The organism is Streptomyces sp. NRRL B-1347 (assembly GCF_000720325.1).
Lineage (GTDB): Bacteria > Actinomycetota > Actinomycetes > Streptomycetales > Streptomycetaceae > Streptomyces.
This window is the reverse complement of the sequence record NZ_JOJM01000050.1, coordinates 1-23,983: the sequence shown is the minus strand read 5'-3', so window position 1 is coordinate 23,983 and position 23,983 is coordinate 1. Positions and strand designations below refer to the sequence as shown.

Annotated in this window: 25 protein-coding genes; 10 read left to right on the top strand and 15 right to left on the bottom strand. The window is 74.3% G+C overall.

What is annotated here, in order from left to right; all coding sequences use genetic code 11:
• Window positions 1-76: 76 nt before the first annotated feature.
• Window positions 77-526: a nuclear transport factor 2 family protein gene (locus tag IG74_RS0132065; protein ID WP_420709973.1), complete on the top strand. Its 450-nt coding sequence runs from the start codon at window positions 77-79 to the stop codon at window positions 524-526.
• A gap of 19 nt (window positions 527-545) precedes the next feature.
• Here IG74_RS0132065 and IG74_RS0132060 read toward each other — a convergent pair whose 3' ends face one another.
• From IG74_RS0132060 to IG74_RS0132050, 3 genes are read right to left on the bottom strand one after another with little or no spacing between them, the layout of a single operon-like run.
• Window positions 546-1,871 carry an aldehyde dehydrogenase family protein gene (locus IG74_RS0132060; RefSeq protein WP_030684440.1) on the bottom strand — a complete coding sequence of 442 codons (1,326 nt, stop codon included), beginning with the start codon at window positions 1,869-1,871 and terminating at the stop codon, window positions 546-548.
• Complete coding sequence (locus IG74_RS53640) at window positions 1,868-2,623, bottom strand: TetR/AcrR family transcriptional regulator (protein WP_037826385.1); 756 nt, start codon at window positions 2,621-2,623, stop codon at window positions 1,868-1,870. Before IG74_RS53640 ends, IG74_RS0132060 begins: the two co-directional genes overlap by 4 nt.
• Before the next feature lie 2 nt (window positions 2,624-2,625).
• The gene (locus IG74_RS0132050; RefSeq protein ID WP_030684437.1) at window positions 2,626-3,318 is read right to left on the bottom strand and encodes a type 1 glutamine amidotransferase domain-containing protein; all 693 of its coding nucleotides are present in this window, start codon (window positions 3,316-3,318) and stop codon (window positions 2,626-2,628) included.
• Window positions 3,319-3,450: 132 nt separating this feature from the next.
• On the opposite strand from IG74_RS0132050, the gene IG74_RS0132045 reads away from it, so the two are divergent.
• The 4 genes from IG74_RS0132045 (at window position 3,451) to IG74_RS0132030 (ending at window position 7,144) form a co-directional block, all read left to right on the top strand.
• On the top strand, window positions 3,451-4,416 hold the full coding sequence (locus IG74_RS0132045; protein WP_030684435.1) for a LysR family transcriptional regulator: 966 nt from the start codon (window positions 3,451-3,453) through the stop codon (window positions 4,414-4,416).
• Window positions 4,417-4,584: 168 nt separating this feature from the next.
• Window positions 4,585-5,088 (top strand): hypothetical protein, encoded by a 504-nt coding sequence (locus IG74_RS0132040; protein ID WP_030684434.1) that lies wholly within the window; start codon window positions 4,585-4,587, stop codon window positions 5,086-5,088.
• Between the two features lie 170 nt (window positions 5,089-5,258).
• Window positions 5,259-6,002: a sugar phosphate isomerase/epimerase family protein gene (locus IG74_RS0132035; RefSeq protein WP_030684432.1), complete on the top strand. Its 744-nt coding sequence runs from the start codon at window positions 5,259-5,261 to the stop codon at window positions 6,000-6,002.
• Window positions 5,999-7,144: a Gfo/Idh/MocA family protein gene (locus IG74_RS0132030; protein WP_234334516.1), complete on the top strand. Its 1,146-nt coding sequence runs from the start codon at window positions 5,999-6,001 to the stop codon at window positions 7,142-7,144. The genes IG74_RS0132035 and IG74_RS0132030 overlap by 4 nt, the downstream gene beginning before the upstream one ends.
• 22 nt (window positions 7,145-7,166) lie before the next feature.
• On the opposite strand, the gene IG74_RS0132025 is transcribed toward IG74_RS0132030, so the two are convergent.
• From IG74_RS0132025 to IG74_RS0132015, 3 genes are all read right to left on the bottom strand, one after another.
• The gene (locus tag IG74_RS0132025) at window positions 7,167-7,757 is read right to left on the bottom strand and encodes a PadR family transcriptional regulator (protein ID WP_051855750.1); all 591 of its coding nucleotides are present in this window, start codon (window positions 7,755-7,757) and stop codon (window positions 7,167-7,169) included.
• Between the two features lie 53 nt (window positions 7,758-7,810).
• Window positions 7,811-9,841, bottom strand: a complete 2,031-nt coding sequence (locus tag IG74_RS0132020) for an NADPH-dependent 2,4-dienoyl-CoA reductase (protein ID WP_030684429.1) — start codon at window positions 9,839-9,841, stop codon at window positions 7,811-7,813.
• Between the two features lie 144 nt (window positions 9,842-9,985).
• Entirely contained in the window at window positions 9,986-10,519 is a 534-nt protein-coding gene (locus IG74_RS0132015; protein ID WP_030684428.1) for a hypothetical protein, read from the bottom strand.
• 350 nt (window positions 10,520-10,869) lie between these two features.
• On the opposite strand from IG74_RS0132015, the gene IG74_RS0132010 reads away from it, so the two are divergent.
• Window positions 10,870-11,367 carry a methylated-DNA--[protein]-cysteine S-methyltransferase gene (locus tag IG74_RS0132010; protein ID WP_030684427.1) on the top strand — a complete coding sequence of 166 codons (498 nt, stop codon included), beginning with the start codon at window positions 10,870-10,872 and terminating at the stop codon, window positions 11,365-11,367.
• Window positions 11,364-12,077: a 2OG-Fe(II) oxygenase gene (locus IG74_RS0132005; RefSeq protein WP_030684426.1), complete on the top strand. Its 714-nt coding sequence runs from the start codon at window positions 11,364-11,366 to the stop codon at window positions 12,075-12,077. Before IG74_RS0132010 ends, IG74_RS0132005 begins: the two co-directional genes overlap by 4 nt.
• On the opposite strand, the gene IG74_RS46415 is transcribed toward IG74_RS0132005, so the two are convergent.
• Window positions 12,078-12,314 carry a hypothetical protein gene (locus IG74_RS46415; RefSeq protein ID WP_037826382.1) on the bottom strand — a complete coding sequence of 79 codons (237 nt, stop codon included), beginning with the start codon at window positions 12,312-12,314 and terminating at the stop codon, window positions 12,078-12,080. It lies immediately after the preceding gene.
• Between the two features lie 161 nt (window positions 12,315-12,475).
• Between IG74_RS46415 and dnaA the strand changes: the two genes are divergently transcribed.
• Window positions 12,476-14,338 carry a chromosomal replication initiator protein DnaA gene (gene dnaA, locus IG74_RS0131995; RefSeq protein WP_051855747.1) on the top strand — a complete coding sequence of 621 codons (1,863 nt, stop codon included), beginning with the start codon at window positions 12,476-12,478 and terminating at the stop codon, window positions 14,336-14,338.
• Between the two features lie 15 nt (window positions 14,339-14,353).
• Here the strand turns inward: dnaA and IG74_RS0131990 are convergent, their stop codons facing one another.
• From IG74_RS0131990 to lnt, 5 genes are all read right to left on the bottom strand, one after another.
• Window positions 14,354-15,049, bottom strand: a complete 696-nt coding sequence (locus IG74_RS0131990) for an alpha-ketoglutarate-dependent dioxygenase AlkB family protein (protein WP_030684423.1) — start codon at window positions 15,047-15,049, stop codon at window positions 14,354-14,356.
• Entirely contained in the window at window positions 15,046-16,203 is a 1,158-nt protein-coding gene (locus tag IG74_RS0131985) for a methyltransferase (protein WP_030684422.1), read from the bottom strand. The genes IG74_RS0131990 and IG74_RS0131985 overlap by 4 nt, the downstream gene beginning before the upstream one ends.
• A gap of 95 nt (window positions 16,204-16,298) precedes the next feature.
• Complete coding sequence (locus IG74_RS0131980; protein ID WP_158857849.1) at window positions 16,299-17,009, bottom strand: hypothetical protein; 711 nt, start codon at window positions 17,007-17,009, stop codon at window positions 16,299-16,301.
• Window positions 17,010-17,128: 119 nt separating this feature from the next.
• Window positions 17,129-17,599: an NUDIX hydrolase gene (locus tag IG74_RS0131975; protein ID WP_030684420.1), complete on the bottom strand. Its 471-nt coding sequence runs from the start codon at window positions 17,597-17,599 to the stop codon at window positions 17,129-17,131.
• A gap of 10 nt (window positions 17,600-17,609) precedes the next feature.
• Window positions 17,610-19,202: an apolipoprotein N-acyltransferase gene (gene lnt, locus IG74_RS0131970; protein ID WP_030684419.1), complete on the bottom strand. Its 1,593-nt coding sequence runs from the start codon at window positions 19,200-19,202 to the stop codon at window positions 17,610-17,612.
• A gap of 265 nt (window positions 19,203-19,467) precedes the next feature.
• On the opposite strand from lnt, the gene IG74_RS0131965 reads away from it, so the two are divergent.
• Entirely contained in the window at window positions 19,468-20,454 is a 987-nt protein-coding gene (locus IG74_RS0131965; RefSeq protein ID WP_030684417.1) for an O-antigen ligase family protein, read from the top strand.
• Between the two features lie 18 nt (window positions 20,455-20,472).
• On the opposite strand, the gene IG74_RS0131960 is transcribed toward IG74_RS0131965, so the two are convergent.
• Both IG74_RS0131960 and IG74_RS0131955 read right to left on the bottom strand, forming a co-directional pair.
• A complete protein-coding gene (locus tag IG74_RS0131960) occupies window positions 20,473-21,027 on the bottom strand; it encodes a hypothetical protein (protein ID WP_030684416.1) in 555 nt (184 codons plus the stop codon).
• Between the two features lie 169 nt (window positions 21,028-21,196).
• Window positions 21,197-21,997, bottom strand: coding sequence for a glutamate racemase (locus IG74_RS0131955; RefSeq protein ID WP_030684415.1), 801 nt, complete (start codon window positions 21,995-21,997; stop codon window positions 21,197-21,199).
• A gap of 58 nt (window positions 21,998-22,055) precedes the next feature.
• Here IG74_RS0131955 and IG74_RS0131950 point away from each other — a divergent pair, with 58 nt between their 5' ends.
• Complete coding sequence (locus IG74_RS0131950) at window positions 22,056-23,249, top strand: glycosyltransferase (protein WP_030684414.1); 1,194 nt, start codon at window positions 22,056-22,058, stop codon at window positions 23,247-23,249.
• A 49-nt stretch (window positions 23,250-23,298) separates the two neighbouring features.
• Here IG74_RS0131950 and IG74_RS0131945 read toward each other — a convergent pair.
• The coding region (locus IG74_RS0131945) for a Tellurium resistance (RefSeq protein ID WP_030684413.1) at window positions 23,299-23,983 on the bottom strand (685 nt) is incomplete at its 5' end.

The window sequence follows — 23,983 nt, the reverse complement described above, 5'->3', positions numbered from 1 at the left end:
CTATGGATCCGATGAACCCTCGGCTCCCGCGCCACTGGCTCACAGCCGACACCGCAGCCCCTCAGGAGGTTCCCCCGTGACCGCGATCCGTCTCGCCGCCGCCGACCGCTTCCGTGCCGCCGTCGAGAAGGGTGAACTCGCCTCCCTGGAAGAGCTGTTCACCCCCGACATCCGCTTCTACAGCCCGGTGAAGTTCCGGCCCTTCGAGGGCCGGGAGATGGTGCTCGGCCTGTTCGGCGTGCTGCTGCGCACCTTCGAGGACTTCCGGTACGTGGGGTCCTACGACGGCTCCTGCGAGACGAGCGCCGACGGGACTGAGGCCCCGTCGGCCGTGCTGGTCTTCCGGGCGACCGTCGGCGGCAAGGAGATCCACGGCATCGACCTGCTGCACGTCGACGAGGACGGCCGGATCAAGGAGTTCACGGTGATGGTGCGGCCGCAGTCCGCCGTGGAGCACCTCGGGAAGGCGGTGTACGCGGGGCTCGTCGCCGACGGACTCGTACCGCCGCTGCCCGAGGGGCGCTGAGCCCCCCCGGCAGCGGGCCTCAGGAGCCGAGCGGGACGTCCAGGCGCGCCTTGCGGTGGCTGAAGACCGCGATCGAGTGCGGGCCGTGGTAGGCGCCCATGCCGCTCTCGCCGACCCCGCCGAACGGCAGCTCGGGGACCGAGAGATGGGCCATCGGCAGGCCGAAGCCGAGGCCGCCCGACGACGTCTGCGCGGCGATGCGCTCGCGCGTGGCCGCCGATTCGGTGAAGGCGTACAGGGCCAGCGGCTTGTCCCGGTCGTTGATGAACGCGATCGCCTCGTCCAGGTCCGCCACCTCGACGATCGGCAGGACGGGCCCGAAGATCTCCTCCCGCATGACTGGCTCGTCGGGCCGCACCCCGGCGAGCACGGTCGGCGCGATGTACTTCGCGGCCCGGTCGGTCTGCCCGCCGGTGACGACGCGGCCCGAGCCGAGCAGCCCGGACAGCCGGTCGAAGTGCCGCTCGTTGACGATGCGCCCGTACGCGTCCGACTTCGCCGGGTCGGCTCCGTACAGTTCCTCGACCGCCTGGGCCAGGTCGGCCGCCAGGGCGCGGGCGGTGTCCGGGTCGGTGAGGACGTAGTCGGGCGCCACGCAGGTCTGGCCCGCGTTCGCGAACTTGGCGCGGGCCAGGCGCCGCGCGGTCTCGGCGGTGTCGACGCCCGCGTCCACGAACACCGGTGACTTGCCGCCGAGTTCGAGCGTGACCGGTGTGAGGTGCTCGGCGGCGGCCCGCATGACGATGCGGCCCACGGTGCCGTTGCCGGTGTAGAAGATGTGGTCGAAGCGCTGCGCGAGCAGGGCCGTGGTCTCCGGCACCCCGCCCTCGACGACGGCCACGGCGTCGGTGTCCAGATAGCGCGGCAGCAGGTCGGCGACCAGCGCGGAGGTGGCGGGGGCCAGCTCGCTGGGCTTGACGACGACCGCGTTGCCCGCGGCGAGCGCCCCGGCGACGGGGACGAGGAGGAGCTGGGCGGGGTAGTTCCAGGGCGCGATCACCAGGACGACGCCGAGCGGGTCGTACTGCGTACCGGCGCTCGCCGCGTCGCCGAAGACGCCGCGCACGTCGACGTGGTGCGGGCGCAGCCACTCCTCCAGGTGCTCCAGGGTGTGGTCGATCTCGCGGATCGAGAAGTCCACCTCGGAGCGGTAGGCCTCGGCCCGGGGCTTGCCCAGGTCCGCGTGGAGCGCGTCGGCCAGGTCGTCGCGGTGCTCGCCGAGCAGCGCACGCAACTGGGTGAGCTGCCGCTTCCGCCAGTCGAGAGGGCGGGTGCGGCCCGTGCGGAAGGTCGCGCGCAGCCGGGCGACGAGGGCCGCGGGATCGGTGGGGGCGAGGTCGTTCATGAGGTCCTCTGAAGAGTTCGCGAGGGGGTGGTGTGAGGGGGCAGCAGCCCCGTGAGCAGGGCGTCCGTGGCGGGCCGCAGCAGGCGGGCCGCGTCGGGCGCGGTTTCGAGGCCGATGACGAGGGCGAGGCAGATGTCGGCGCACTGCGCGGGCGTGGGCCCCGCGGCGGCCGGGCCGGGCCCGCCCGGCTCCGTTCGGGCGCTGTCAGGCTCCGGCTCGGTCCGAGCGCCGCCAGGCTCCGGATCCGGACGGGCGCCGTCAGGCTCCGGATCCGTCCGAGCGCCGTCAGGCCCCGGATCCGTCCGAGCGCCGTCAGGCCCCGGATCCGGACGGTCCGCCGCGCGGTCCGCCGCCGTGAACTGCTCCGTCAGGAGCGTCCGCAGCCGGGCCGTGAACGCGTCGCAGATGTCGCCGGAGAGCCGGGCGCTCGGATCGAGGAGTTCCACCGCGTGCGGGGAGCGCCCTGTGAGGTCGAGGACCAGGTCCAGCTTCGCGGCGAGGATGCCGTGGACGCGCTCGGCGGGCGGAGCTCCGGCGACTGCGGCGGCCTCCGCCCGTGCCAGCGCCCGGTCGTGCAGCCGCAGGGCGAGCCTGCGGACCGCGTCCTCCTTGCCGCGCACGTACTGGTAGACCGCCGACCGCGACACCCCCATTTCGCGGGCTATGTCGTCCATCGTGGTGCGCCGCACGCCGTACCTGCTCAGGCACGCGTACGTGGCGTCGAGGACTTCGGAGAGACGGTCGGCGGCCACGGTCAGCCCAGCGCCTTCACGATGTCGGCGGCGAGCGGCGCGGCGGACGCCGGGTTCTGGCCGGTGTACAGATTGCGGTCGGCCACCACGTACGGGGCCCACGGCTGCCCCTCCTGGAAGTCGACGCCGAGCGCCACGAGCCGGTCCTGGAGCAGCCACGGGGCGCGGTCCGCGAAGCCGGACTGGGTCTCCTCGGCGTTCGTGAAGGCCGTCACGCGGTAGCCCGCGAAGGGCGATCCGCCCCCGGCCTCGGTGGCGAGCAGCGCGGCGGGGCCGTGGCAGACGATGCCGAGCGGCCTGCCGGAGGCGAGGGCGGCGCCGAGCAGGGCGCCGGACGCGGCGTTCACCGCCAGGTCCTCCATCGGGCCGTGGCCGCCCGGGTAGAAGACGGCGGCGTACTCGTCGAGGCGCACTTCCTCAAGGGCGACGGGCTGCCGCAGGGCGGTGACGCGCTCCAGGTCGGCGGCGATCGCGTCGGCGTTCTCCTGGCCGCCGTTCAGCTCGGGCGCGAGGCTCGCGGGGTCCATCGTCGGCACGACGCCGCCGGGCGTGGCGACCACCACCTCGTGGCCCGCCCCGGTGAAGGCCAGGTAGGGGGCCGAGACCTCCTCGGCCCAGTAGCCGCTCGGGTGCGCGGTGCCGTCCGCCAGCGTCCATACGGCGGAGCCGGTGACCACCATCAGGATCTTCGCCATGTCTGTCTCCTCCACTGCCGGGCTTCCTGGCATGCGCTGCTGCACGTACTGACGTTTCGTACGCGAACTGTCAGCGCGTCTCGCCCTCGACGGTAGACCCGCCTCCCATAGAGATCCAATAGGATCTCCGGCATGCCCCATAGGGAATCCAATGGCTCGGACGTCGTGGGCGCGGGTGCCGCGCAGGGCCCCCGCGCGCCGCTCGACCTGTCCCTGCTGCGCACCTTCCTCGCGGTGCACCGCTCTGGTTCGTTCACCGCGGCCGCGCGGCTGCTCGGTCTGTCACAGCCGACGGTGACGACGCAGGTCAGGTCCCTGGAACAGCAGTTGGGCCGGGAGCTGTTCGAGCGGCGGCCGCGCGGGGCCGTGCCCACGTCGGTCGCCGACGAGCTGGCCACCCAGGTGGCGGGCCCCCTGGACGCCCTCGCCGAGGTGGCCGACCGCGGCCCGCTGGCCACCGAGCGGACGCCGGACCCGGTGCACCTCGCGGGCCCCGCCGAGCTGGTGTGCACCCGCGTCCTGCCCGCGCTCGCCCCGCTCACCGACCAGGGGGTGCGGCTCCGGGTCACCATGGGCCTCACCGACGAGCTCCTGGACGGGCTGCGCGGCGGCCGCTTCGACCTGGTGATCTCCACGATGCGGCTGCGCGGCCGCACGCTCAGCGCGGTGCCGCTCGCCGACGAGGAGTTCGTGCTCGTCGCCTCGCCCGCCTGGGCGCGGCGGATCGGCCCGGAGCGGGTCGCCACCGAGGGTGCCGCCGCGCTGCGCGGGGTGCCGCTCGTCGCGTACGCCGACGACCTGCCGATCGCCCGCCGCTACTGGTGGCACGTCTTCGGCGAGCGCCTGACCGCCCGGCCCGCGCTCACGGTGCCGGATCTGCGCGGGGTGCGCTCGGCGGTCGCGGCCGGGGCGGGGATCGCGGTCCTGCCGCGCTATCTGTGCCTGGCGGACCTCGCGTCGGGCGCCCTGGTGCCGCTGCTGCTGCCGGAGGACCCGCCGATCAACACCGGCTATCTCGCACAGCGCCCGGGCACGCCGCGGAACCCGCACGTCCTGCTCGTGCGCGACCGGCTCCTGCAGGCGGCCCCGTCCTGGTGACGCCCGGTCAGCCGTCGGCCGGACGAAGGATCCCGTCACCTGCCCGGAGGCCGTCCGCATGCGGTGCGGCCTGACGGCACGTTGGCTCGACGTCAGGCAGCACGGGCGATCCCCCCTTTCGGCGGCGCATGGGACGTACCGCCTCCCGTGCCGCCGGAGGGCAGATTCATGCGTATTACCCAGATATCTCTCCGCTCCGGCCTGACCGTCGCCGCCATCGCGCTTCCCCTGGCCCTGAGCGCCCCCGTGGCGCTCGCGGCACCGGGGATCACCGTGACCGTCAACGGCACCACTGTGCAGGCCACCACGACCGCCTGCCCCAACGGCGGCAAGGCCGCGCTGCTCAGCAACGGCGCGGCCAACTTCGCCCAGGGCCGGCAGGTGACCCTGGCGGGCGGCAGCGCCTCCTGGCAGAACGTGACGGCCGGCACCCATACGGTCGTGGTGATCTGTCAGGACGGTTCGGCGGCGGGCACGCAGACCGTGACGGTCGCGGGTGCGCCGACGACCTCGTCGACGACGGCTCCCGCGCGCGGTGTGCGCGGCGGCTTCGGCGGCGCGGTCGAGGACTACGGCACGCTGACGCTCGCCGCGGGCGGCGCCCTGGTGGTGACCGCCGTGGGCGGCGGCGCGTGGTACTTGCGCCGCCGCACCGTCCGCGGTCACCTCTGACACCCCTTCCTCCCCCGGAGCCGGACAGCCGGTCCTGCTCCCCGAACCAGGCCGGGCCCTCGGGCCCGGCCTCCCGTCGTTCCGGGCCGCGGCGGTCCCGCCCGTGCCCGCCCCTTGTTCCCTTCGCCCGCGCGCCTTACCGTCCTCCCAGCCGACTGGGAGGGCCCGCCATGCCACGACCGCTCAGCGTCCAGCTGTACTCCGTGCGCGACGAGCTGGCCGCCGACCGTGCGGGCACCCTGGAGCGCCTAGCGGCGATGGGGTACGGCGCGGTGGAGGCCTTCGACGTGACCGACGACGCGCCGGGGCTCGCCCGGCTCGCCGACGGCCTGGACCTCGCCGTCTCGGGCGCGCACGTCGCGCACGCCCTCGCCGGGGACCCGGGCCCCGTCTTCGACGCGGTCGCCGCGCTCGGCACCGGGCTCGCCATCGTGCCCGCGGGCTTCCCGCACGAGGACTTCACGACGCGCGACGGCCTCGCCCGGGTCGCCGAACGCCTCAACTCCCTCGCCCTGCGGGCCGCCCGGCACGGGCTGCGGCTCGGCTACCACAACCACTGGTGGGAGGTGGAGCCACGACTCGGAGGGCGGCACGCCCTCGACGTGCTCGCCGGGCTCCTCGACCCGGACGTGTTCCTGGAGGTCGACACCTATTGGGCGGCGGTCGGCGGCGCGGACGTGCCCGCACTGCTCGGCCGCCTCGGCGACCGCGTGGAGGCCCTGCACCTCAAGGACGGCCCCGGCACCAAGGACGATCCGAACGTCGCCGTCGGCGGCGGCACCATGCCGGTGCCCGAGGTCCTCGCGGCGGCGCCGGACGCCTGGCGGGTCGTCGAGTTCGACGCGTGCGCGGACGACCTGCTCGGCGAGCTGGCCGCGAGCCGCCGCTACGTCAGCGCCCTGGAGGCGACGTGAGCGGCGTGGGCGCGGGCCCGGTGGGTGTCGCGGTCGTCGGCGCGGGCGTCATCAGCGCGGAGTACCTGCGGACCCTGGGCCGCTTCCCCGACGTGCGGCTCCTGGCCGTCGCGGACCTCGACCGGGAGCGGGCGGCCACCGCGGCGCGCGCCCACGGCATACCGCTGCACGGGGACGTGCCCACCGTGCTCGCCGAGCCGGACGTCGAGCTGGTGGTGAACCTGACGGTGCCCGCGGCGCACGCCGCGGTCGCGGCCGCGGCGCTGCGCGCGGGCAAGCACGTGTACGGCGAGAAGCCCCTCACGCCGACGCCCGCGGAGGCGGAGAAGCTGATCGCCGACGCGTCCGAGCGCGGGCTGCTGCTGGGCGGAGCGCCCGACACGTTCCTCGGCGCGGGCCTCCAGTCGGCGCTCCGCGCCGTCCGGGCGGGACACATCGGCGCCCCGGTGGCGGCGACGACGGCGGTGCAGAGCCTGGGCCCCGAGTCCTGGCACCCGGACCCGGCGATCTTCTACAAGCCGGGCGCGGGGCCCCTGTTCGACCTCGGCCCGTACTATCTGACGGCCCTGGTGGCGCTGTTCGGCCCCGTGTCGAGGGTGGCGGCCACGGCGGCGCGGGCCCGCGCGCGGCGCACGGTCGGCTCGGGCGCCAAGGCCGGGCAGTCGTTCCCCGTCGACGTGCCGACGCACGTGAGCGCGCTGCTCGCGTTCTCCTCGGGCGCGAGCGCCAACGCGACGTTCAGCTTCGACAGCGCGCTGCCGCGCATCCGCTTCGAGGTCACCGGCACGGAGGGCACCCTGGCCGTGCCGGACCCGAACACCTTCGGCGGCCCACTGCGGCTGCGGCCGAACGGCTCCGACGACTGGCACGAACTGCCCGTCCACGGGCGTACGGACGGCCGCGGCCTCGGCGTCCTGGACATGGCCCGCGCGATCCGCGCCGGGGCCGGGCGGATCACTCCCGACACCCAGAGCACGCACCGCGCTTCGGGCGCCCTGGCCCTGCACGTCCTGCAGACCATGACGGCGATCACCGAGTCCGCCGCCCGGTCCGCGTTCATCCCGCTCGCCACCCAGGTCGTGCCGCCGGCGCCGCTGCCCGACGGCTGGGACCCGACGGCGGCGACCCTCACCGGGGCCTGAAGGCCGGTGGGACCTGACGGGGTCAGGCCTCACCCGCGCGGTCGTGGACCTCGACCGCGAGGGCTTCGCCGCCCTCGGGCCGGGGCGCGGCCAGTTCGTCGAGCGCGCGGGCCAGCCAGCGCGTCCAGAACGTCTCCAGGTCGATCCCGGCCCGCAGCACCACGTGCCGCAGCCGGTCCTCGATCGCGTCGCTGCCGGGCGGGAAGTCGCGGCGCTCGATCTCCTCGTACTCCGCCAGCCGGCGCCGGTGGAGCGCGAGGTGGCGGTGCAGGTCCTCCTCGATGCCGTCGGTGCCGACGACGGCGGCCGCCCGCAGCCGCAGGAGCAGCGCGTCGCGCATCGGCTTGGGGTCCTGGCCCGCCGCGGTCCAGCGCGACAGCTCGGCGCGGCCCTCGGGCAGCACCTCGTACTGCTTCTTCTGGCCGCGGCTCGCGGTCGCGGACGGCAGGGCGCGGATCAGTCCGTCGCGTTCCAGTCTGCCCAGCTCGCGGTAGATCTGCTGGTGCGTGGCCGACCAGAAGTAGCCGATCGACCGGTCGAAGCGCCGGGTCAGCTCCAGGCCCGACGACGGCTTCTCGAGCAGGGCGGTGAGGATCGCGTGCGGCAGTGACATGCGGGCATCCTAGGGACGCGGCGCGGCCGGGCGTCCGGCCGCGCCGTGGCCGCTCACAGCGCGGCGGCCAGTTCCGTGCCCTGCTTGATGGCGCGCTTGGCGTCCAGCTCGGCCGCGACGTCGGCGCCGCCGATGAGGTGCGCGGCCACGCCCGCGGCGAGCAGGCCGTCGTACAGGTCGCGCCGGGGTTCCTGGCCGGTGCACAGCACCACCGTGTCGACGGGGATCGTGCGCGCGGTGCCGTCGACGGTGAGGTGCAGGCCCTCGTCGTCGATGCGGTCGTAGCGGGCGCCCGCGACCATCTCGACGCCCCGGTGGCGCAGTTCGGCGCGGTGGATCCAGCCGGTGGTCTTGCCGAGGCCGCTGCCGACCTTGGACGTCTTGCGCTGGACGAGGTGGACGGTGCGCGGCGACAGCGGCCGCTCGGGCGCGGCGAGCCCGCCGCGCTCCCGGTAGTCCATGTCGACGCCCCAGTGCTTGAAGTACGTCGCCGGGTCGAGGCTGGCCTTGTCGCCGCTGTCGGTGAGGTACTCGGCGACGTCGAAGCCGATGCCGCCCGCGCCGACGATCGCGACCCGCTCGCCGACGGGCGCGCCGTCGCGCAGCACGTCCAGGTAGCCGACGACGCTCGGGTGGTCGACGCCCGGGATGTCCGGGGTGCGGGGCGTGACGCCGGTGGCCACCACCACGTCGTCGTACCCGGCCTCTGCCAGGCGGTCCACCGTCACGCGGGTGTTCAACCGCACGTCCACGCCGTGCAGTTCGAGCTGGGTGCGGTAGTAGCGCAGCGTCTCGTCGAACTCCTGCTTGCCGGGGACCTTGCGGGCCACGTTCAGCTGGCCGCCGATCTCGGCCGCGGCGTCGTAGAGCGTCACGTCGTGGCCGCGCTCGGCCGCGGAGACGGCGCAGGCGAGTCCGGCGGGGCCCGCGCCGACCACGGCGACGCGCTTGACGCGGCGGGTCGGCGCGAGGACGAGCTCCGTCTCGTGGCAGGCGCGCGGGTTCACCAGGCAGGAGGTGATCTGGAGGTTGAAGGTGTGGTCGAGGCAGGCCTGGTTGCAGCCGATGCAGGTGTTGATCGCGTCGGGCTGCCCCTGCCGCGCCTTGGCGACGAAGTCCGGGTCGGCGAGCAGCGGGCGGGCGAGGGACACCATGTCGGCGGCGCCGTCCGCGAGCAACTGCTCGGCGAGCTCGGGGGTGTTGATGCGGTTGGTCGTCACCAGGGGCACGGACACCTCGCCCATGACCTTCTTGGTGACGAAGGTGTAGGCGCCGCGCGGCACCGACGTCGCGATGGTGGGCACGCGGGCCTCGTGCCAGCCGATGCCGGTGTTGATGATGCTGGCGCCCGCGGCCTCGATCTCCTTGGCCAGGTGGACGACCTCGTCGAGCGTGGAGCCGCCGGGCACCAGGTCCAGCATGGACAGGCGGTAGACGATGATGAAGTCGTCGCCGAGGCGCTCGCGCGTGCGGCGCACGATCTCGACGGGGAAGCGGACGCGGTTCTCGTAGGCGCCGCCCCAGCGGTCGGTCCGCCGGTTGGTGGGGGCCGCGATGAACTCGTTGATCAGATAGCCCTCGGAGCCCATGATCTCGACGCCGTCGTAGCCCGCGTGCCGGGCGAGTTCGGCGGTGCGGACGAAGTCCTCGATGGTCCGCTCGACCTCGTCCTCGGTGAGCGCGCGGGGCGGGAACGGGCTGATCGGCGCCTGGATCGCGCTCGGCGCGACCAGGTCCGCGTGGTAGGCGTACCGGCCGAAGTGCAGGATCTGCATCGCGATCCGGCCGCCCTCGCGGTGCACGGCGGCGGTGATCGGCGCGTGCTGCTCGGCCTCCGCCTCGGTGGTCAGCTTGGCGCCGCCCTCCCAGGGGCGCCCCTCCTCGTTCGGCGCGATGCCGCCGGTGACGATGAGGCCGACGCCGCCGCGCGCCCGGGTCGCGTAGAACTCGGCCATGCGCGCGAACCCGCCCGGCGCCTCTTCGAGGCCGACGTGCATGGAGCCCATGAGGACCCGGTTGGGCAGCGTGGTGAAGCCCAGGTCGAGCGGGCTGAGCAGGTGCGGATAGCGGCGCGGGGAGTCCATGCGGCCTCTTTCGTACGCGGGGCGCGAAGTCGTCAGGACAGTTGTAGGCCAGCCCCACCCCTTATGCAACTAGTTGCACAATGGGCGGGACGTAGCTCACACCGGCCGGACAGGCGTGGGGCGCGTGGGGCGCGCCCCACGCCGTCACTCCCCCTGCGCCTTGTCCTGGAGGAACCGCTCCACCTCGCTGGCCACCCCCGTCTTCGCCGTCGACGCCCTGGCGCCCACGCGCGTCGACGCCTCGTGCACTCCGAGGCCGCCCACCCACACGTAGCCGAACGACGGTTCGCCGTCGAGCCGGGGACTGACCTGCACGTCGACCTGCTTGAGCTTGGCCACGGGCGCCGCCGCGTAGAGGGTCGCCGTCACGCGGCGCTGCGGGTAGAGGTTGAAGTCCCGGATGACGACCGAGCCGTACTCGTCGACGAACGCGCCGTGCCCGTCCCGGCCCACGCGCACGTCGAAGTGCCACGGATGGTCGTGCAGGTCGATGGTGACGAACTCGGAACCGCGGTTCTCGAAGGTGACGTCGAAGGCGATGTAGGTCAGGCCCTTGGCGTCCTCGTCCCGGCCGCGCTTGGGAGTGGCCCGCTTGAGGCCGTGCACCCGCACGCGCAGCCCTGCCAGTTCGTCGGACTGGTACTCCTGCCAGTCCCCGACGACGTTCGGTACGTCCATCTTCCCCACCCTTCGGTCGGCACAAGGCTAGAACGAGCTGCCTCTCTGACCTTTCCCCACTTGATCACTACCGGCCGGAGCGGCTAGTTATCCCCGGGCGCACGCGTGACCGATGACTTCTCGCCGCCGCGCGGGGCCGCCGCGACCCCCGCGGCCGCCCGCGCCGAGCGGGTCCCGGGCACCGCGTTCGGCCGCCGGCCCGCCGACGTGCGCGGGACGCCGTCAGAGCCATGTCCGAAAACCGCCAGCCGCGCCCTCGCGCGCGACGCAGACTGATCAGGAAGACACGCTCCCCCGATCCCCCGCCGGGACCGGGAGGGAATCCGGAACCCTCGGAGAGGACAGGCGCGATGACCGTCTACACCACCCTCGACAGCCCGCTGGGCGACCTGCTGCTCGTCGGCGAGCCCTCGGCCACCGCCAAGGGCGGCACAGCGCTCGCGTCGCTCTCGATGCCCGGGCAGAAGGGCGCGGCGGCCGTCCAGGACGGCTGGGTCCGCGACGACGAGGCGTTCACGGCGATCGCCGACCAGCTGCGGGCGTACTTCGCGGGCGCGCTGACCGGGTTCGACATCGAGTACGCCACCGGGTCCGGCACGGACTTCCAGCGCAAGGTCTGGGACGCCCTTGACTCCGTGCCGTACGGCACCACCACCACGTACGGGGCGCTCGCCGCGCGGCTCGGCCTGTCCCGCGCCGCCGTACGCGCCCTGGGCACCGCCATCGGCCGCAATCCGCTGCTCGTGGTGCGCCCCTGCCACCGCGTGATCGGCGCGGACGGCTCGCTGACGGGCTACGCGGGCGGCCTGGACCGCAAGCGGCAGCTCCTGGACCTGGAGGCGGCATGACCACGACCGCGCCCGCCGACCGGGTGGCCGCCGCCGACTGGCCCGGCGTCGCCGCCGAGCTCGACACCCACGGCTGCGCCCTGACCCCACCCCTGCTCGACCCCGACGCGTGCCGGGCGATCGCCGCCCTGTACGACGAGGCGGACCTGTTCCGGAAGACGGTCGACATGGCCCGGCACCGCTACGGCTCCGGTCAGTACCGCTACTTCGGCCACGAGCTGCCCCGCCCCGTCGCCGAGCTGCGCGCCGCCCTCTACCCCCGGCTGCTGCCGGTCGCCCGGGACTGGGCGGCCCGCCTCGGCCGCCCCGCCCCGTGGCCCGACGGCCTCGACGAGTGGCTCGACCGGTGCCGCGCGGCGGGCCAGACCCGGTCCTCGCAGATCCTGCTGCGGTACGAGGCCGGCGACTGGAACGCGCTGCACCGCGACCTGTTCGGCGACCTGGTCTTCCCGCTCCAGGTCGTCATCGGCCTCGACGTCCAGGGCGAGGACTACACCGGCGGCGAGTTCCTGCTCGTCGAACAGCGCCCCCGGGCCCAGTCCCGCGGCACCGTCACCGTGCTTCCGCAGGGGCACGGCCTGGTGTTCACCACCCGCGACCGCCCGGTGCGCTCCGCCCGCGGCTGGTCGGCGGCCCCGGTCCGGCACGGCGTGAGCACGGTCCGCTCGGGCCTGCGGCGCTCCCTCGGCCTGGTGTTCCACAACGCGTAGTCACCGCCCCGGCCGCGCCTGATCACCGCGTTCGGCTGCGCGCGGCTCCGGTTCGTCCCGCGCGTCCGGGACCCGGGGCGCGCCGTCCTGCCGCTGCCAGGCGGCGTACAGGCTGGAGAGTCCGATCGCGACGGTCGACACCGTCTCGGCCTTCACCCCGCACAGGATGAGGACGACTCCGGTCACCAGGACCGCGAGGAACGCGGCGAGGTCGGTTCGCCGCCGTGGAAAGTGCATCGTTCGGCCTCTCTGCATCTCTTGCTGCATCTCTTGCTCTGCCTGCCGCCTGATGTCTTGTCAGGCGGCAATCAGACTGATGAAGGTGCGAAGTGTTGCGGTAGGCGGCACAGTTGCCACGTGTCGCAACACCGAGCGGCAGGAGCGGACAAGGAGTGGACATGGGCAGCCTGGTGCCGCTGGGCGGGGAGCTTCCCGACGAGTCACGGGCGCTCGCCGAGGCGCTGCGCGGTCTCTTCGACGGGCTCGGGCTCAGCGTCCGCCGGTACGCGGCCCGACGGAGCTGGGACGCCGGGTCGCTGTCCCGCTTCCTCAACGGCACCCGCATCCCGACCTGGGAGTTCGTCAACTCCCTCTGCCACGACGTGGCCGAGCGGCAGGGCAGGCCGCCCACCCCCGAGGCCATGGAGCTGCTGCGCCGGCTGCACCGCGAGGCGCTGGCCCGCAGCGGCTCCCCGCTCCACCGGATGCAGCTCCTCGAAGACGAACTGGCCGAGGCCGACCGGCAGTCGACCCGCTCGGCGGCGCTGGTCCGGGCGCTCGAAGGGGCGTTGGTCGACGCGCAACACCGCGCGGCGGACCTAGAGGTGCAGATCGGACAACTGCGGGCGCACCAGGGCCGCGAGCACGCCGACGCGGACAAGGTGCTCCAGCTGTACGAGGACCAGCTGGCCGGGCTCCGCAGGGAGCGGCAGTCCCTCATGGAACAGGTGGAGGCGCTCGGCGGGGAACTCCGCGACGCCCACGCCCGCCGCATCGAGGCGGAGCGGCGCTGCGAGGAGCTGGAGCGCCAGCTGATCGCGGCCGAGGAGCACTGGCGGGACGACTACGCAGAAGACGACTACGCAGAGGACGGCACGGCAGACGGCACACCGGACAGCCCAGGCGACGGCGCTGCCCTCCGGCCCGAGGACGGCGGCCCCCGAGGCACCGCCCCGGCCGGGCCCTCCGCGACCGCGCCCCGCCCCTCACCACCCCGGGCACGCCCCGGTCCACCCGGCGGGCACCCGCACGCGGAAGTGCTCAACCCCGGCTACGTCTTCGACGCCTTCATCGTCGGCGAGTCCAACCGCTTCGCGAACGCGGCCGCCTTCGCCGCCGCCAAGCGGCCCGGCCGGGCGTACAACCCCCTGTTCATCTACGGGATTTCGGGGATCGGCAAGACGCACCTGCTGCACGCCACCGCGCACTGCGCGCGCGACCTCCACCCCGGCCTCCACATCCGGTACGTGCACGCGGAGGACTTCTCCAAGTCCCAGGGGGCCTACCGGAAGGCCGACCTCCTGCTGGTCGACGACCTCCACTTCCTGGCGCACAACAGGTCGACGCAGGAGGAGTTCTTCCACACCTTCAACGCGCTCCACGAGGCCGGGAAGCAGATCGTCCTGTCCTCGGACCGGCCGCCCAAGCAGCTGACGAACCTCGAGGAGGGGCTGCGCAGCCGCCTGGAGTGGGGCCTGATCACCCACATCCAGCCGCCCGAGCTGGAGACGCGCGTCGCGCTCCTGCGGCGCAAGGCCGCCGCGGACGGGCTCGACACCCCGCCGGAGGTGCTCGAATTCATCGCCACCCGCACCTCGCGCACCATCCGCGAGCTGGAAGGCGCGCTGAACCGGGTGACCGCGCTCGCCAACCTCAACCGGCAGCCGGTGGACCTCGGCCTGACGGAGATCGTCCTCAAGGACCTGGTCCCCGACCGCGGGCCGTCGCGCGGGGAGCGGGTCGGGCAGCTGATCATCGCCGAGACCTCCGACTACTTCGGCTTGGCGGACGGCGAGCTGAGCGGCACGTCCCGGAGCCGGGTCCTGGTGACGGCACGTCAGATCGCCATGTACCTGTGCTGCGAGCTGACGGACATGCCGCGGTCGAAGATCCGCGAGCTCTTCAAGCGGCACGACCCGGGCACCGTGGACCACGCGGACCGCAAGATCCGCGCGCTGATGGCGGAGCGCCGCTCCATCTACAACCAGATCACCGAACTCACCCTGCGGGTCAAGGACGCCGCCGACGAACTGGCCGACTGAAGTGCCCCGGGGCCCTCAGCCGAGCCCGCTCACCCGCAGCGTGACGTTGAGGCGTCCCGTCAGGCCGAGTTCCGGCGGCGCCGTCCCCGCGTGGATCCGTGGGACGCCGTGGTACGCGAGGCGGGAGGGGCCGCCGAACACCATCAGGTCACCGCTGCGCAGCTCGACGTCCGTGTACGGGCGCGAGCGCGTCCCGGTGTTGCCGAACCGGAAGACGCACGCGTCCCCGATGCTCAGGGACACCACCGGCGCGCCGGACTTCTCGTCGCTGTCGCGGTGCATGCCCATGCGGGCGTCGGCGTCGTAGTAGTTCACGAGCGCGATGTCGTACGCGGGCGTCTCACCGCCGTCCGCGGGCGTCTCACCGCCGTCCGCACCGACGGCCCCGTCCGGGTCCCCGTAGGCGTCCCGCACCGCGGCGCGCCCCAGCTCCGCGAGCCACGCGGGCATCGGCTTCACCGGCGCGCCGTCGCCGTCGACGACGGTGCGCGCGTAGCCGTACGGGTACCAGTGCCAGCCCAGGCACAGCTGCCGGGCGGTCATCGTGCCGCCGCCGGGCAGGTGGACCGTGCGCAGGCCCGCGGGCGGGCGTGCCCAGTCGCGGCAGGCGGCGAGGAGCTCCCGCTGCCGGTCCGGGCCGAGCCAGCCGGGCACGTGCACCGCGCCCGGGGCCACCTCGCCGCGCTCGCGCGGGAACAGCTCGTCGGTCATCGGCGCAGGACCGACCGGAGGATCACGAACTTGCGGTTGCTGGCGGCGACTTCGACGTTGCCGAAGAGCCGCTTCAGGCGTACGTGATAGCCGAGGTGGCGGTTCCCGACGACCCACAGCTCGCCGCCGGGCCGCAGCGCGGCGCGGGCGCCGCGGAACATCCGCAGGGCCGCCGCGTCGGTCGTGGCCTGGTGGCTGTGGAAGGGCGGGTTGTTCAGGACGAGGTCCACGGAGGCGGCGGGCATCGCCGTCAGCGCGTCCCCGGCCAGGAACTCCGCCTTCTCGGCGGCCGAGTTGGCCAGGTACGTGGCCTCGGCCGACGCGACCGCCTGGTACGACTCGTCGACGAACGTGACCCGGGCCTCGGGGTTGGCGACCGCCGCGGCCGTGCCGAGCACGCCGTTGCCGCAGCCCAGGTCCACGACGTGGGCGTCGCCGTGGCTCGCGGGCAGGTGCTGGAGGAGGAACCGCGTGCCGATGTCGAGGCGCTCTGCGCAGAAGATGCCCGCGTGGTTGACGGCGGTCAGGCCCGCGCCCGCCCCGGAGTCGGCGGGCAGCACGTACCGGCGCGGCCAGGGGCTGGGCTCGCGGACCCGCTCCGGGTCCGGCGTGGTGAAGATCAGCCGGGCCTTCTGCCGGGCCAGCGAGGTGCGGGTCGGGCCGATGATCCGCTCGAAGAGTTCGAGCGTGGAGGTGTGGATCTCGGTGACCATGCCGGTGCCGACGACGACGGTGCCCGCGTGCAGGGCGGGGGCGACCCGGTGCAGCTGGTCCTCCAGGAGCGCGAGGCTCTTGGGCACCCGCACCAGCAGCACGTCGATCCGCTCCGGCGGGGCGTCCCGCGTCGTCAGCAGACGTGCCGGGTCCGGCGCGTGCCCGGCCCGCTCCAGGTTGGCGAGGGTCGCCTGCCGACCGAGGAAGGAGTCGGTGATCTGTACGGGCCGGTGCGCGGCGAGCACCGTGGTCAGGGCTCCCCAGCGGTCGCCGACCACGGCCACGGCGCCGTCGAGGGCGACCGGCGCACCGCCTTCCTCCCCCGCCAGGTGCCGCAGCAGATAGGCGTCGGCCGCGGACCAGGCCCGCAACTGCTCGCGGGGGTCCTCCGGAAAGCGTGTGAGGTCGTACGCACCCCATGACGTGCTCAAACGGTTCATCGTGCCCTCAGGCTACTGGTAGCCGCGGCCGGGCCGCGGCCCCAGGTCGGCCCGCGCGCGACGGCGCGGGGCAGAGGTGCGGCGGAGGCCGCGGCTCACGAGAAGCGCAGCAGGCCCTGGCGGGGCACCGCGACGCGGGTGCGCTCGGGGTCGGCCGGGCGTTCGGGGTCGTACACCGCGAGGACGGGCCGGTCGAGGGCGACGCGGTCCACGACCACCGGCACGGCGTGGCGCGTGCCCTGCTGGTCGTGGAAGACGACGGTGACCTCGCCGCGTCTGCCGCGCAGCGGCCGCCAGCCCTCCACATGGGCCTCGGCCGTGACGAACCCGGTGCGCACCCGGCGCAGCGCGGCGGTCCTGCGCAGGCTCACGACGGCGCCCCACACCGCGACGAGGCCGCCGACGGCCGCCACCGACCAGGAGAACACCAGCCAGGCCGTCACGGAGTACCGCCCGACCGGGGCGAGCAGCATGAAGTCGGTGACCGTGTCGTACGAGACACGGCCGTCGGCCATCGCGTCGTACCAGCCCGCGACGGCGGCGAGCGCGCTGAGGGCGATCACCGCGCCGACCGTCGCCCGGTGCAGGAACCGGGCGGCGACGAAGCCGAGCAGCACGGCCGCGCCGATGCCGATCTCCGGCGCGAGCGCCACCAGCTGGTCGCTGCCGCAGCCCACGTCGTCGTAGCAGGACCATCCGGCGCTGGCGGCGTCGTATGTGCTCAAGTGCCACACGAGCCAGACCAGCCAGGCGAGGAGCGCGCAGACGAGCCCCCGCAGCACGGCGCCATAGGTCTTCCGGCTCAACTCCCGTCCCTGCCTCAGTGGTTCGGCGGCGCCCCCAGGGACGCCGCGCGGACAGCATTCGTCGATATCCGTGCAGGCTACATGCTGTCCGGGACGGACACCACGGGGCACCGCCCGGCTCAGCCGCGGGCGAACCAGGTGGGCCCGTCCGCCATGGCCTGCTTGATGCGGAACAGGCCGGTCTCGTGCAGCTCGGGCAGCCGGTCCAGCGGGAACCAGCCGACCTCGAGGGACTCGTCGTCGTTGACGCGGGGCTCCCCGCCCACCGCCCGGCAGCGGATGGTGATGTCCATGAACTGGCAGACGTCGCCGTTGGGGTAGGTGACGGGCTCCAGGGTCTCCACGAGGACCACCCGCTCGGCCACGCACCGTACGGCGGTCTCCTCGAAGACCTCCCGCTCGGCGCACTCCGCGGGCTGCTCCCCGGGCTCCGGGATGCCGCCGATCACCGACCACTTGCCGTTGTCGGCGCGCCGTCCGAGCAGCACCCGGCCCTCGTCGTCGAAGACGATCGCGGTGATTCCGGGGAGCCACAGCAACTGGTGGCCCACGTCGGCACGCAGGGTCTTGATGAAATCCGGAGTAGCCATGATCAGCACCCTAACTGCCGGTGCCCGCCCGCCTGCGCGCGATCACCCAGCCGATTCCGGCCACTCCCAGACCGGCCAGAAACACCTCGGGCCACACCCCGAGCCGCGTCGCGGGCGTCTTCGAGCTGCGCTTGGGCACCTCCGCGACCAGCGACTCCGCGGTGAACATCCCGGTGCGCTGGGCGACCGTGCCGTCCGGGCGGATCACGGCGCTCACGCCGCTGGTCACCGGGACCATGACGGCCCGGCCGTGCTCGACGGCGCGCACCCGGTCGATGGCCAGCTGCTGGTACGTCATCTGGCTGCGCTCGAACGTGGCGTTGTTGCTCGGCACGGACAGGATCTGCGCGCCCTCGTTCACCTGGTCCCGCACCACGTCGTCGAACGCGGCCTCGTAGCAGGTCACGGGCCCGACCTCGGTGCCCGCCATGTCGAACACGACCGGCTTCGTACCGGGCTCGAAGACACCGGCGCGGTCGACGTCGGAGCTGAAGATCCGGAAGAAGCTCCGGTAGGGCATGTACTCGCCGAACGGCTGGAGGTGCCGCTTGTCGTACGAGGCGCCGGGGCCCGTCCTGGGGTCCCAGAGGATCTGCCGGTTGCGGGGCTTGCCGTCCCTCGCCCCGACGACGGCGCCGACGGAGACGGGGGCGCCGATGGCCTTCGCCGCCTTGTCGATCTCCGCATAGGCGTCGGCGTTGGTGAACGGGTCGATGTCGGAGGAGTTCTCCGGCCACAGGACCAGGTCGGGCTGCTCGGCCTTGCCGGCCTTGACCTCGGCGGCGAGGCGCAGCGTCTCCCGGACGTGGTGGTCGAGCACGGCCCGGCGCTGGGCGTTGAAGTCCAGGCCCATGCGCGGCACGTTGCCCTGGATGACGGCGACCGTGGCGGTGCCGTGCTCCGCCGCCGTGGACACCAGCGGGGTCGCGGCCGCCCCGGCGACCACGGGCGCGACGGTGAGCGCGGCCGCGGTCAGCACGGCGCGGTCCCGGGCCCGGGGCGCGGCCCGCAGGCGGCGCACGACGTCGGCGAGCCCGAAACCGCTCAGGACCACCGCGAAGCCGAGCAGCGGCGTCCCGCCGAGGGCGGCCAGCGGCAGGAACACACCGGTGGGCTGGCCGAAGGCGACCTTGCCCCACGGGAAGCCCTCGAAGGGGAAGCGCGCCCGCGCCGCCTCAAGGAGGAGCCACACCCCGGAGGCCCACACCGGCCACGCCGGGAGCCGCGACACCGAGGCGATGCCCAGGCCCGCCAGGCCGATGAAGAGCGCTTCGGCGAAGGCGAGGGCGAGCCACGGCAGCGGCCCCACGTCGACGCCCGTCCACGACAGGAGCGGCACGAAGTAGCCGAGCCCCATCAGCAGGCCGAGGCCGAACCCGGAGCGGGGCCGCCGGCCGTGCAGGACGAAGCCGAACAGCGCGAACGCGAAGGGCGCGAGCCACCACAGTTCGCGCGGCGCGAAGCTGAGGTAGAGCAGGACGCCGGAGAGCACCGCGGCGACGGCCGGAATCAGCCGTCGCCGCACCCGCTCCGCGCGGGTTTCCGGGCCGGGCTGCGGTTCGGTCTGCTCCGACGTCTCGGTGGGAGCGGTGGTGGCGGTCACTCGGGGAGTCTACGGCTCGCCACCTGGGCGCGGACAGCGCGGTCGGCGCCCGCGCGCGGGTGCCCCAAGTGCCCTGTCCACACATTTGCTAGATCGTTTCTGCGCAAGACATCCACAACCGCCGTCGTCAGCCGCTACGGTGTCCCGCAGTCCCTGACGTACGGCTGGAACGCGCTGCCGCACGGTGGGGGCGCGCGGACATTCGGGGGGCGGGTTGGGGTCGACGGGGGCGGTGACGGCCGAGCGGACCGGGGAGCGGCCCGGGGTGGCCGACGCGAGCGGTCTTGCGGTCCTCGCGGCGTGCGCGGCCTGGGCGCTGATCACGTCTGCCCTCGGCGGCGGGCGCCCCGACGGCGTGCTGCTCGCGATCCTCGCGGTCGCCGCCGGGTACGCGGGCGGGCGCATCGCGGGAGCGCTCCTGCCGGTGGCGGCCCCGTGCGCCGGGGCGCTCGCGGGGGTCTGCCTCGCGGCCGCGGCGCCGCACGTCACCCCCGGCCCCGCCAGTTCCTCGCCGCTCGGCCCCATCGGCGCCACCGCGGCGCTCCTGAGCCTGTCGGCGGGCGCGGTCTGCTGTGCGGCGTGGGCGGCGCGCGGACCCGCGCTCCGGCTGTGTCTGCGCCTCGCCGCCGTCGGTGTCATGGGCTGCGCCGCGGCCCTCGGCTCCACGGCGGGCTTCCTCGCCTGCGCCGGGATCGTGCTGTGCTCGCTCGCGGCGTCCCTGACCCGCAGGGCGCTGGGCCTCGCGGGCTTCGCGCTCGCCGCCGTGCTGGTGGCCGGGGCGTCCTGGGCCGTCGCCGAGGACGCGCTCCCGCGCGGTCTGACCGAGTCCCTGGAGGGCCAGCTCGGCGCGCACCGGGTGCGGCTGTGGCGGGACGCCGGGGGTCTGGCGGACGCGCATCCGGCGTTCGGGGTGGGCCCCGGGCGGTTCGGGGACGCGTCACCGTCCGTGATGGAGGGCCTGCTCACGGACGGCAGACCGCACTCGGCGCTGCTCCAGCAGGCGGCCGAGCAGGGCTTCACCGGGGTGGCGCTGCTCACGGCGGCCTTCGCCTGGCTCCTGTTCGCGCTGTGGCGCTCGCCGCGCTCCACCGCGGTCGTCCTGACGGCGGGGGCGGCCCTGACCGCCGTCGCGGCGGTGGCCACGCTCGGCAACGCGCTGAGCGTGACGTCCGTGACGGCGGGCGCGGGCCTGCTCGCGGGCATCGCCACGGCACGGCCGCTGCACGAGAGCAGAGAGCCCGAAGGCGGGTAGGACGCCGAGCGGCGCGGGTCAGACGGTGGGCGCGGGCGGCGTCAGGCGCAGGTGGTCGCGGATGACACGGACCGCGCTCTCGGCGTTGTCCACGGTGACCGTGAACTTGTGGCCGTCGCCGAGCTGCAGGACGACGCCCTCGCCGCGCCGCACGATGACGGCGGTGCCCTGCTCGGGCCGCCAGCGGTAGCCCCAGCCGCCCCAGTGCCGCGGCGTGACGGCGGGCGCGAAGTCGGCGCCGACGACGTGCGAGAGCGGGATGCGGCGGCGCGGCACACCGATGTGGCCGCAGCGCACTTCCAGGCACTCCTTGTCGACCTTCACGGCGACGTGCACGAAGGCCAGCGTGCCGAAGAGCATCAGCAGGCCGACCGCGATGCAGCCGACGATGGACATGACCAGCGGCAGGATGCCCGAGGGCCACAGGGACTCCACGGCCAGGTCGATCCCCAGCGCGAGGCAGGCCGCGCCGGCGCAGGCCAGCAGCCACTGGACGCGGTTCGACGCGCGTCCGGTCCAGATCTCGGGCTCATCCTCGGCGGCAGCCCGCTCGCCGTGGGCGTGGTCCGTCATGCAGTCGAGGTTACTCACGATCCGCGGCGAAGGCACCGCGTCGCGGAGAGTTACCTCTCCGGCCGGACACTCCGAACACCAGGATTCCCGGGCTGAGGCACCAGGACGGCCCGGCCGGACGCCGGAATTCCCGGGCCGACCGCCGGGACGCTCGGAGCCGGGGCCCGGCTCAGCCCTTCAGGGCCGGGCTCGCCGACGCCAGGAGGCGCCCCTCGGCGTACGTGAGGGCGGCGGGCGGCAGCGTGGCCTCGCGCCCGCTGAGGAGCACCCGGACGCTGCCGTGGCGGTCCCCTGCCGCCGCACGCGCGCCCGGCACCTCGCCGATGCGGCGCAGCGTCTGGGCGGCGACCGCTCCGGCCGAGCCGTGCAGGACGAGCGGCGCCCGGTCCGCCCGCTGGACGGCGGCGCGGATGCGCTCGGCGACCAGCTCGTAATGGGTGCAGCCCAGGACGACGGCCTTCACGTCGGGCGGTGTGAGGGCGGCGGCCGCCGCGATCGTCCGGCTGATGGCCGCCTCGTCGGCCCACTGCACGGCGTCGGCGAGGCCCGGGCAGGGCACCTCGGTGACGTCGACGCCGTCGGCGAACTCCTCGATGAGGCCACGCTGGTAGGGGCTGCCGGTGGTCGCGGGCGTGGCCCAGATGGCGATCGGGCCGCCGCCTGCCGCGGCGGGCTTGATCGCGGGAACGGTACCGATGACCGGCAGGTCCGGCTCGAAGCGGGCCCGCAGGGCGGGCAGCGTGTGCACGGTCGCGGTGTTGCAGGCCACGATCAGGGCGTCCGGGCGGTGCGCGGCGGCCGCCGCGGCGACCGCGAGCGACCGCTGCGTGAGGTCCGCCGTGTCACGGGGTCCCCAGGGCATGCCGTCCGGGTCGGAGGAGAGTACGAGATCGGCGCCGGGGGCCAGGCGCCGTACCGCGGCCGCCGCGGCGAGCAGTCCGATACCGGAGTCCATGAGCGCGATCTTCACCCGGTCACCTTAGACGATGAGCCGCACGACCCGGTCACCGTGGGGCAGACTGCGGCGGATGAGTGCCGTTGCGTGGATCTCCGCCGCCTCGCTCGCCGCGTGGCTGTGGCTGCTGGTCGGACAGGGCTTCTTCTGGCGCACGGACCTGCGCCTGCCGCCTCGGCGCGAGCCCGAGCGATGGCCGGCCGTGGGTGTCGTCGTCCCCGCGCGGGACGAGGCCGAGGTGCTGCCCGACAGCCTGCCGTCGCTGCTCGCGCAGGACTATCCGGGGCGCGCCGAGGTGTTCCTCGTCGACGACGGCAGCACCGACGGCACCGGGGAGGTCGCGCGGGAGCTGGCCGGGCGGCACGGCGGGCTGCCGCTGACCGTCACCTCGCCGGGCGAGCCCCCGGCGGACTGGACGGGCAAGCTGTGGGCGGTGCGGCACGGCATCGGCCTGGCACGCGCGCGTGAGCCGGAGTACCTGCTGCTCACGGACGCGGACATCGCCCACGAGCGCGACAGCCTGCGGGAGTTGGTGGCCGCCGCGGAGTCCGGCGGCTTCGACCTGGTGTCGCAGATGGCACGGCTCCGGGTGGCCAGCGTCTGGGAGCGGCTGGTCGTCCCGGCGTTCGTCTACTTCTTCGCGCAGCTGTATCCGTTCCGCTGGATCGCGCGCAAGGGCGGGCGGACCGCCGCCGCGGCCGGTGGCTGTGTGCTGCTGCGTGCGGACGCCGCCGCGCGGGCGGGCGTGCCGGACGCCATCCGGCACGCCGTGATCGACGACGTGGCCCTCGCCCGGGCGGTCAAGCGCGGCGGCGGGCACATCTGGCTGGGACTCGCCGAGCGCGTCGACAGCGTGCGCCCCTATCCGCGCCTCGCGGACCTGTGGCGGATGGTGGCGCGCAGCGCGTACGCCCAGCTGCGCCACAACCCCGCGGTGCTCGTCGGGACGGTGGCGGGGCTCGCGGTGATCTACCTGGCGCCGCCGGTCGCCGTGGCCGTGGGCCTGGCGGCGGGCGACACCTCGGCCGCGGTCATCGGCGGCCTCGCCTGGCTCGTCATGACGGCGACGTATCTGCCGATGCTGCGCTACTACCGCCAGCCGCTGTGGCTCGCGCTCGCGCTGCCCGCCACCGCCTTCCTGTACCTGCTGATGACGGTGGACTCCGCGGTGCAGCACTACCGGGGGCGGGGCGCGGCGTGGAAGGGCCGGACGTACGGGGCCGTGCCCGAGGCGCGGCCCGAAGCCGCCCCCGACTCCCGGCCGTGACCGGCGCCTTGGCCGTGCCGGCAGGCGGGGACCGCTCCGCGGGGCGCGGTCACTTCCTGCCGGGCGTCCAGTTCATGCCCCAGCCGTAGGCGTAGTCGATGGTGCGCTGCGGGCTCACGCCGCGCTCGGGCACCAGATACCGGGCCTCGCGCTGGACCACGAGCTCACCGCCCTGGTTGGTGATGAGCGCGAGGGCGCACACCGTCGACGGCACCGTGCACTCGTCCAAGGAGAACTCGATCGGCGCGCCGTGCTGCGGCGTCAGCGTGACGGTCGCGTTGAGGTCGGCGAAGCTGCGCGCGCCCTCGTAGATGGTCACGAAGATGACCATGCGCTTGAAGTCCCGCGTGTGGTCGAGGTTGACGGTGAGGTTCTCACCGGTCGACACGGCTCCGGTGCGGTCGTCGCCGTCCAGGAGCATGTACGGGGGCTGGTTCAGGGCGCCGAAGGCGTTGCCGAGGGCCTGGACGACTCCCTTGCGGCCGTCGGCCAGTTCGAACAGCGCGCACAGGTCGAGGTCCAGGTCGGCGTGCATCGCCACGGCGCGCCCGAGCTTGCTGGCCCAGCCCTTGAACTGCTTGCGCACCTCCCAGTTGAGATTCACGCGCAGCGCGCCCGACGTGCCGCCCTGCTTGGTCAGGGAGACGGTGGGCGCCTCCTTGGTGAGCGTGACCTTGGTCAGGCGCACCGGCTGCGCGGGGGCGGCGGGCGGCGGGGGCGGCGAGGCCGGGGCG

Bases quoted from the DNA above. Each gene is read 5' to 3' on its own strand.
- IG74_RS0132005 (WP_030684426.1), top strand. From the start codon at position 11,364: ATGACCACGACCGCGCCCGCCGACCGGGTGGCCGCCGCCGACTGGCCC.
- IG74_RS0131960 (WP_030684416.1), bottom strand. From the start codon at position 21,027: ATGACGGACCACGCCCACGGCGAGCGGGCTGCCGCCGAGGATGAGCCC.
- IG74_RS0132045 (WP_030684435.1), top strand. From the start codon at position 3,451: ATGCCCCATAGGGAATCCAATGGCTCGGACGTCGTGGGCGCGGGTGCC.
- IG74_RS0132050 (WP_030684437.1), bottom strand. From the start codon at position 3,318: ATGGCGAAGATCCTGATGGTGGTCACCGGCTCCGCCGTATGGACGCTG.
- IG74_RS0132060 (WP_030684440.1), bottom strand. From the start codon at position 1,871: ATGAACGACCTCGCCCCCACCGATCCCGCGGCCCTCGTCGCCCGGCTG.
- IG74_RS0132025 (WP_051855750.1), bottom strand. From the start codon at position 7,757: ATGTCACTGCCGCACGCGATCCTCACCGCCCTGCTCGAGAAGCCGTCG.
- IG74_RS0132040 (WP_030684434.1), top strand. From the start codon at position 4,585: ATGCGTATTACCCAGATATCTCTCCGCTCCGGCCTGACCGTCGCCGCC.
- dnaA (WP_051855747.1), top strand. From the start codon at position 12,476: ATGGGCAGCCTGGTGCCGCTGGGCGGGGAGCTTCCCGACGAGTCACGG.
- IG74_RS0132010 (WP_030684427.1), top strand. From the start codon at position 10,870: ATGACCGTCTACACCACCCTCGACAGCCCGCTGGGCGACCTGCTGCTC.
- IG74_RS46415 (WP_037826382.1), bottom strand. From the start codon at position 12,314: ATGCACTTTCCACGGCGGCGAACCGACCTCGCCGCGTTCCTCGCGGTC.
- IG74_RS0131975 (WP_030684420.1), bottom strand. From the start codon at position 17,599: ATGGCTACTCCGGATTTCATCAAGACCCTGCGTGCCGACGTGGGCCAC.
- IG74_RS0132015 (WP_030684428.1), bottom strand. From the start codon at position 10,519: ATGGACGTACCGAACGTCGTCGGGGACTGGCAGGAGTACCAGTCCGAC.
- IG74_RS0131985 (WP_030684422.1), bottom strand. From the start codon at position 16,203: ATGAACCGTTTGAGCACGTCATGGGGTGCGTACGACCTCACACGCTTT.
- IG74_RS0131950 (WP_030684414.1), top strand. From the start codon at position 22,056: ATGAGTGCCGTTGCGTGGATCTCCGCCGCCTCGCTCGCCGCGTGGCTG.
- IG74_RS0132035 (WP_030684432.1), top strand. From the start codon at position 5,259: ATGCCACGACCGCTCAGCGTCCAGCTGTACTCCGTGCGCGACGAGCTG.
- IG74_RS0131990 (WP_030684423.1), bottom strand. From the start codon at position 15,049: ATGACCGACGAGCTGTTCCCGCGCGAGCGCGGCGAGGTGGCCCCGGGC.
- IG74_RS0132020 (WP_030684429.1), bottom strand. From the start codon at position 9,841: ATGGACTCCCCGCGCCGCTATCCGCACCTGCTCAGCCCGCTCGACCTG.